The following is a 7,026-nucleotide window of genomic DNA, read 5'->3' as shown; positions in this document are numbered from 1 at the left end:
TAGCTCCGGTTTCCCGAAGTTATCCCAGTCTTATAGGCAGGTTGCCCACGTGTTACTCACCCGTCCGCCGCTAATCTCAGGGAGCAAGCTCCCATCGATTCGCTCGACTTGCATGTATTAGGCACGCCGCCAGCGTTCGTCCTGAGCCAGGATCAAACTCTCCGAAGAAATGTTTGACTTGCTCATTTTGCTTTTTTAATAGTGTGTGCTCACTTAAAATTTAACGTTGGCGCTTTGTTTTGTTCAGTTTTCAAAGAGCAATTTCGTTGTCGTTTCTCTCAGAAGCGACTTCTATAATGTAACACATTGTGTCACGTTTCGTCAATAACTTTTTTTGAATTTTTTTCATCAAGTTGTTGGCTGTTTTGAGTTGCTGTCTTAGCGACAAGAAATAATATACCATGTACCAAAAATGTTTGCAATACGTTTTTTAAAACTTTTTTAAAAAAACGTTTTTTTCTTTTTTTCTTTATAATATATCCTTTTCATCATCACCACATCCTGTCCCCTTCTTCCCGGAACAAGCGTATGTTTCATGAATCCACGAAGCATATTTCCAAAGAAACACAAATAGACATATATAGATATCTTTTTCCCATGAGGTGAAGCAATGAATCTATCATTAATCGGATTACTCATTTCTTACAGTATGGCCCTTTATTTATTCAGTACTGCTTATTATGAAGCCATTAGGTTCAGCAAAGAAAAAGGCAGGGTGAATGGCACGACGTTTTTATTCAGCTTTACTTTCGCTTTGATTTTCACACGGATCACCTATTTGTTTCACCCCCATTAAATAAAGCAGTAAGTCGGGAGACTTACTGCTTTTATACGGAGACTTTCGCTTCTTTATATACCTTACTTTTCTTTTCATCCCTTAGGAACATCATCAAACCACCCAATATGATGGTACCTCCAAGGACCTGCGTCCAGAGTATCGGTTCATCCAATATGAAGTAAGCCAGAATCGTCGCTCCAACCGGTTCAAGTAAGATTCCCATCGAAAGCGTCGAAGTGCTTAACCACTTTAAAGACCAATTGAATAAAGAGTGTCCTAATAAAGTCGGGAAAATGGCAAGCAAAACAAAATAGATCCAATCAGCAGCTGGATACGGGGCCAATCCCTCTCCCTTGAAGATCACATAGAAAAACAAAGTAACAGCGCTGATTGCATACACGACAAATGTATATGTTATAGAAGAGACGCGTTTTCGAACATTTTGGCCAAATAGTAAATAACCGGTTACCAACGCACATGCGATAAGCGAAAGAATATCTCCCCAAAGCGCCATACCGCTGATTCTTAAATCCCCCCAGCTAATGACAAGGCTGCCTGCTATCGCAATGATGCCGCTCAATATCGCCTTCATTGAAAATCTTTCTTTAAAAAACAAATAGGCTCCAGCAAAAGCGAATAAAGGCTGAAGGGTGACAAGCACTGTTGAACTTGCGACAGACGTGTAATTAAGCGATTCAAACCATAAAATAAAATGAAAAGCCAAGAACACTCCTGCAGCAATCGAATACAGCCAATCCTTTTTCCCAATGAATATAAGTTCATGGCGGTATTTCACCAAAAACACCGGCAGCATAAGAAGGACGGTAAATAATAAACGGTAAAATGCTATAACACCCGATGGAGCAGTCGCTAATTTAACAAGGATGGCCGAAAATGAAACGGATGCCACACCGATCGCCAACGCAACATAGGGATTCACTTTTGGCATTTGCATTTAAATTCCTCCTTTCAATCAGAATTACGTTACATATCATTGAACTCTATTCTACTATGTTAAAATTATAAGGGTAAGCTTTTTTGAAAAACGGGTATATGGCAACATACGATCTTATTCATTGATAATATTTCGGAAGTGGTGAAACAAAATGGAATGGACATTCGATCCGCAATCGGAACTGCAAATCCTTATCAAATTGGGTATTTCAGCTCTCCTTGGCCTAATCATCGGACTAGAGCGAGAAATGAAACGAAAACCCGTTGGATTAAAAACAAGCCTCGTCATTTCAATCGTCAGCTGCTTATTAACGATCGTTTCCATGGAATCCGCTTATAAGTTCCCAGGGAGTGAACACGTAAACATCACAATGGACCCCTTGCGTCTAGCCGCTCAGATTGTTTCTGGCGTCGGCTTTATCGGGGCTGGTGTCATTCTCCGGCGGGACAACAACAGCATATCCGGTTTAACGACAGCCGCTATCATCTGGGGAGCTGCCGGTATCGGGATTGCCGTTGGAGCAGGATTCTTTCTTGAGGCGATAGCCGGCGTCATACTATTGATCATCAGTGTCGAATTGGTGCCCGTAATCGTCACCTGGCTCGGACCGATGAAGTTGCGGCAAAAAGAAATCTTTCTGCAGCTAGTGGTAAAAAATAAAGATGACATTGCCGTCGTACTGAAAAAAATCAAAGAGGAAAAAATATTCATTAAAAACCTAAGAATCAAAGATGTGGAAGAAGACCACCACCTTTTGACGCTTAAAGTATTGGTCGATCATAAAGTTAGAACATCGGAAGTGTATTATACCGTCTCCAACCTTAAGGAAATTGCACGGGTAGAGATCGAAAATGCATAATAAGAAAACCGTTTGACTTACCCTCAAACGGTTTTTTTATTATTTTTGCAAAAATCTCATTTTTAATATTGACTTTTCTCCAAAATTCGATAAAATAATTATTGTACCTCAATTCGGGGCATTAGCTCAGCTGGGAGAGCGCTACGCTGGCAGCGTAGAGGTCAGCGGTTCGATCCCGCTATGCTCCATATCCGCGGTATATCAACGTTTCGGGACGGTTATCATAGCCGCCGCGTAACGCTCATATATCGCACAGCGTAACGCTTCCTTATTTTCGTTCACTTTACGGTGACTTAATGAGGGGGCGTTTTTTGTTATGCACTCGGAAAATAGGCGAGGAAAGAAAGTGAAAGGCACGCGAGTATCTGCCGCCAAGAGCAAGCCGTATTCGCTCGCAGTACTTGTCGAAAAGGTAAAGAACGTTAAGAAGTCGGAAGGTCTTGCGGATAGTACGATATGGCGGTACCAGCACGCGTTTAATTTACTAACGGAGTTCCTTGGAAGCGATGATGCTCGGAAATTAAATACGGATGTCTGCCGGGAATTCTCGACCTGGCTACTTAATGATCGCGTCCAGTTTGACGGGCATAAGTACAAGAAGGAAGCCGATAAGGTTCGCGGGTTATCTCCGCGGACAGCAAACGATATTCTTAAGATATTACGGACAGCCTTTCGTTTCTTGGTGGCAGAGGGAATAGTCGCTGAAAATCCGTTTGAGGACGTTAGCAGCATTAAGCAGAGCGAAAAAGTAATCGATATATTAACGGTCGATGGATTGAAGGCGCTATTAAATGCGCCTGAGCAACGTGACTATGCCGACTTTAGAGATTACGTATTAATGAACGTACTCACGGACACTATGGCGAGGATAAACGAAATACTTTCGCTGAAAGTTAGTGACGTTGATTTATCGAGTCGAACGATCACACTCCGTCCAGAGGTGACAAAGACGCGCAAAGGTCGATTCTTAAATATATCGAAATTAACAGCGCGTTTAATGAAGGAGTTATTATCAGAGGTCGCCGAATTTGAAAGCGAATATATCTTCCTCGCTAACTACGGTGAACCACTTACGCCAAATCATTTCCGCCACCGGCTCGCTAAATACGTAAAGATTGCCGGAATAAAAAAGAAAGTCCATCCGCATTTATTTAGACATACTGCCGCGACCCTATTTCTCGAAAACGGCGGAGATATCCGAAGTCTTCAGATTATCCTCGGGCATAGCGATTTACGTATGACGATGAAATATACGCATTTATCCCGCCAAGCTGTTACAATTCAGCACGAACAGTTTTCAGCGTTAAACTTAGTTACGGATAAACTTAATAAACCACGTAAAATTAAACGGTAGTCAGGGCGGTCATGCGGCCGCCTTTCTTCTATAAAGCTATTCGATAACTTCCACGGAAATTACTTCCGACATCTTCACACGTTCCACTTCACCAATTTCCGTCTTCAGTCGCACTTCCTTTTGTATAGGATCGACATAATGAACGCGCCCAACTAATTCGTAATTAAAACCGTCCACCCACTTCGTAATCTTCACCGAGTAGTTATATTCCATCGCATAGCAAATCCGCTGGTCGAATTCCTCGAATTGAAATTCGTCAATTATCGGTTTTTGTTGTCGGTGATAATCAGTATCTAAGTCACGCAGCATCTTCGTATATTCCGGAAGAAAGGCGGCCGGCGCCCATTTTAATTTTCCGCGGTCACGTAACGTCATAATACGTCAGTCCCTTCGTATGGTTAACGATATCACAACACGAACGCACGCTCCTGTATTCGATCAGTTTTTCAAAAAAAATTATCCTTGGAAACTATTGTTAAAATAATTTTTACCATGTAAACTATTAATGTTGTACTACTCCTTTCTGTAGGTTCAGGGAGGAGAGGTTATATGAAAAAGTCTAACTGTGAGAAGTCGACTTCTGTTAAGCGTGATTTTAGCTTAGCAGCGGTGCGTGGCATTTTTTCAGGTGCAACAAAAGCTATAATTAGCTTATTTTTTGAAGATTAATAATTAAACACTAACCAAAAAAAAGAGATTGAGTGACTAACTAACTCGAGCTAGGGAGCGTCCACCACACGTGTTTGTACCTCGCGACAAGTAGTGCAATTAAATACCCCTCTAACGTGGAGAGGAGAACCGGTACCTACAAAAAGAAAGAGCTAAGTAGCATATACTCAGCTCTTTTTTACTTTTTCAGAAACAAAAATAGCCCTTGAGCACCACACTCAAGAGCCACGTGGAAATTAAAGGGAGGTTATTAATATAATGAGCTAATGTGTGTGAGAAGATTTTACGAACATATCAAATCTGAAAACAACTCTTAAAATTGAACTTTAAAACAATCTTGGCCAGAATAGTATTCTAATCATTCCCTCTTGCTAAACATATAACCTGTTCTAATTGCTCGTCTTTGTCTTAACCTCATTCAATATCACACTCCCCTATTACTTATTGTAGCTTTAGCTCACTACAACAACAGTATAACCATTTCAGTTTACCTAAACAAGTAAATGCATAGTTTTTTTCCAATTTATTACCGCTGATTAACCAATATTCAACCGCCATTATGCGCCTGCACCTCCCGCAGCTTCGACTTCTTTAACAAAGAGTTCCATTAACCGTTTAGCGTCCAGTTTAGTTGACCCGGAGCCATTCATCGTAATATTTACGTTGTACGTATTTCCTCCGCCGCCTTTTCCGGACGAATACTCCTTATTTTCCTGCTTCGTAAGTACCCGTTCGCCTCGGTGAGCGTTGATTATCGTGCCGTCGCGTGGAACGTATGATAGTCCGCCTGCTGCCGAAGTTTGACGACCTTGGCCTATCGACTTGCTATACTGCGGAGCGCTCGTGACGTTGTCCCAGCTGACTTTCGGTACAATCGGAATATTTACACCAGGTATCTTGTTAAGGACGCCAATCATTTTATTAACTCCGGAAACAACACTGTTAACCATATCGCCGGCTTTGCTCTTTATTGTGTCGAAGTTTTTGTAAATAGCTACGCCTGCTGAAACGATTTGGCCGAACGGTCCAAGTAAAGCGAGCACCCCATATTTAAGAACGCCCATCTTATTCCACAACTCGATTGTTTTCGCCTTAACCGTATCCCAGTTACGATATAGATAAATAGCTGCGGCAGTCAATGCGGCGATGGCTGCGATAACCAGTCCGATTGGATTAGCGTATAGGGTCGCATTAAAAAGAGCCGCAGCCGTTGTGGCCCCGACATTCGCCAATTTATAAGCGTTCATTGCCGTCGTAATAGATGAAACAATCGCCATTCCTACCATTCCCGCTCTGAGGACGACAAGTCCGCCAGCAAGCGCAATGACCGTTTCGGTAACTGCTGACCAGTTTTGCGTCATGTAATCTCCGACTTTTTTTGCTCCGTCGTATATCTTCGAAACCGCTTCGCCCAACGGAGCTAAGGCGTCTTTGGTCGTCGTAAAGTTGGCTTGTATCATAGGCCAATTCGTTTTGACATAATCTCCAAATTTGGCAGCCTCTGATCCTACGAAAGCAAATGCGGTGCCCATCATTTTGAAGAATCCGTCCAGCTTCCCAGCGCTGACGGCCTTTTCAAGATCAACTAGGATTGGCTTAATGTGATTCAACGCTTCAAAGCCGAGGTTTCGGAGTTTAACTTGAAGAGCCTCTTTAATTCGGTTAATGACACCAAGCGAAGCATTACCCATATCCTTAACGAGCTTATTCGTCATGTTCATTTTATTGAACAACTTATCTAACTCCGCTAGTTGCTCGCTCAATGGGAGGTTTTTAATATCATTCAATGCGCCACGAGGCATTTCGAACCGTTCAACTAGTGACTGAGTATCACCCGAAAATAACTCACGTAAGGCAAGCACTGCTCCCTCGACTCCTTGCGATTTATGACTGCTTTATCAATTTTTTATCTTAAAGCTTTTTCAAAAACAGGATTCGTATTTTTAGTAGTAGCAGGTATTATCGTTGCTATTTTAAACCTTCTAAATGACAAAGCGTATAAAAGAAGATGTAATAACTAATACGCTATATAACTACTTACTATTACTTTTTTTATATTCTTGTTAATCATCGTTTTTTTCGCCCTTTACTTAGTGATTTCAGGGAGGGGGCTATCAGATCAATTCAGATAGAATCCCTTTCGTTTCCTTCAAAGAACTTCGACTTTCAATGACCGTTTCAATCCTAGTTTTTATGTCCTGGATCTATCCCCATTTGTTGCACGCAACTAAATCATTTACTTGATAGAGTTCACCCATACATTTAAAGCCACAGCAAACTCCATTTTCGAAGGAAAGCACCTGTTATTAATTAATGATTTCATCTAACCTGAGAACAGATAAAATCATCACAAATGAGATGACTAATCCTTTAATAAACAAAAAACCTACCCCGTTTAAGGAAGTAGGCTC

6 protein-coding genes, 1 tRNA gene and 1 rRNA gene are annotated in these 7,026 nt (G+C 41.6%); 4 read left to right on the top strand and 4 right to left on the bottom strand.

Annotated elements, in window-relative coordinates:
• Positions 1 to 168, bottom strand: a 16S ribosomal RNA gene (locus ACQKKK_RS18610); the annotation flags it as partial.
• Between the two features lie 442 nt (positions 169 to 610).
• Here ACQKKK_RS18610 and ACQKKK_RS18605 point away from each other — a divergent pair.
• On the top strand, positions 611 to 796 hold the full coding sequence (locus tag ACQKKK_RS18605; protein ID WP_427618063.1) for a hypothetical protein: 186 nt from the start codon (positions 611 to 613) through the stop codon (positions 794 to 796).
• 31 nt (positions 797 to 827) lie between these two features.
• Here ACQKKK_RS18605 and ACQKKK_RS18600 read toward each other — a convergent pair whose 3' ends face one another.
• Positions 828 to 1,733 (bottom strand): DMT family transporter, encoded by a 906-nt coding sequence (locus tag ACQKKK_RS18600; protein ID WP_427618061.1) that lies wholly within the window; start codon positions 1,731 to 1,733, stop codon positions 828 to 830.
• 151 nt (positions 1,734 to 1,884) lie between these two features.
• On the opposite strand from ACQKKK_RS18600, the gene ACQKKK_RS18595 reads away from it, so the two are divergent.
• From ACQKKK_RS18595 to ACQKKK_RS18585, 3 genes are all read left to right on the top strand, one after another.
• The gene (locus tag ACQKKK_RS18595; RefSeq protein ID WP_427618059.1) at positions 1,885 to 2,592 is read left to right on the top strand and encodes an MgtC/SapB family protein; all 708 of its coding nucleotides are present in this window, start codon (positions 1,885 to 1,887) and stop codon (positions 2,590 to 2,592) included.
• A gap of 115 nt (positions 2,593 to 2,707) precedes the next feature.
• Positions 2,708 to 2,780, top strand: a tRNA-Ala gene (locus ACQKKK_RS18590).
• Between the two features lie 128 nt (positions 2,781 to 2,908).
• Complete coding sequence (locus ACQKKK_RS18585; protein ID WP_427618057.1) at positions 2,909 to 3,946, top strand: tyrosine-type recombinase/integrase; 1,038 nt, start codon at positions 2,909 to 2,911, stop codon at positions 3,944 to 3,946.
• A gap of 36 nt (positions 3,947 to 3,982) precedes the next feature.
• On the opposite strand, the gene ACQKKK_RS18580 is transcribed toward ACQKKK_RS18585, so the two are convergent.
• Complete coding sequence (locus ACQKKK_RS18580; protein ID WP_427618055.1) at positions 3,983 to 4,321, bottom strand: YolD-like family protein; 339 nt, start codon at positions 4,319 to 4,321, stop codon at positions 3,983 to 3,985.
• Positions 4,322 to 5,172: 851 nt separating this feature from the next.
• Entirely contained in the window at positions 5,173 to 6,477 is a 1,305-nt protein-coding gene (locus ACQKKK_RS18575; protein ID WP_427618053.1) for a hypothetical protein, read from the bottom strand.
• Positions 6,478 to 7,026 lie beyond the last annotated feature (549 nt).

The sequence above is a fragment of the Peribacillus sp. NPDC006672 genome (assembly GCF_050274955.1).
Classification (GTDB): domain Bacteria; phylum Bacillota; class Bacilli; order Bacillales; family DSM-1321; genus Peribacillus.
The sequence above is the reverse complement of the archived record's forward strand: the minus strand, read 5'-3'. Positions and strand labels throughout refer to the sequence as shown.

Coding starts and splice junctions, on each gene's coding strand:
- ACQKKK_RS18605 (WP_427618063.1), top strand. CDS start 611: ATGAATCTATCATTAATCGGATTACTCATTTCTTACAGTATGGCCCTT.
- ACQKKK_RS18600 (WP_427618061.1), bottom strand. CDS start 1,733: ATGCAAATGCCAAAAGTGAATCCCTATGTTGCGTTGGCGATCGGTGTG.
- ACQKKK_RS18595 (WP_427618059.1), top strand. CDS start 1,885: ATGGAATGGACATTCGATCCGCAATCGGAACTGCAAATCCTTATCAAA.
- ACQKKK_RS18585 (WP_427618057.1), top strand. CDS start 2,909: ATGCACTCGGAAAATAGGCGAGGAAAGAAAGTGAAAGGCACGCGAGTA.
- ACQKKK_RS18580 (WP_427618055.1), bottom strand. CDS start 4,321: ATGACGTTACGTGACCGCGGAAAATTAAAATGGGCGCCGGCCGCCTTT.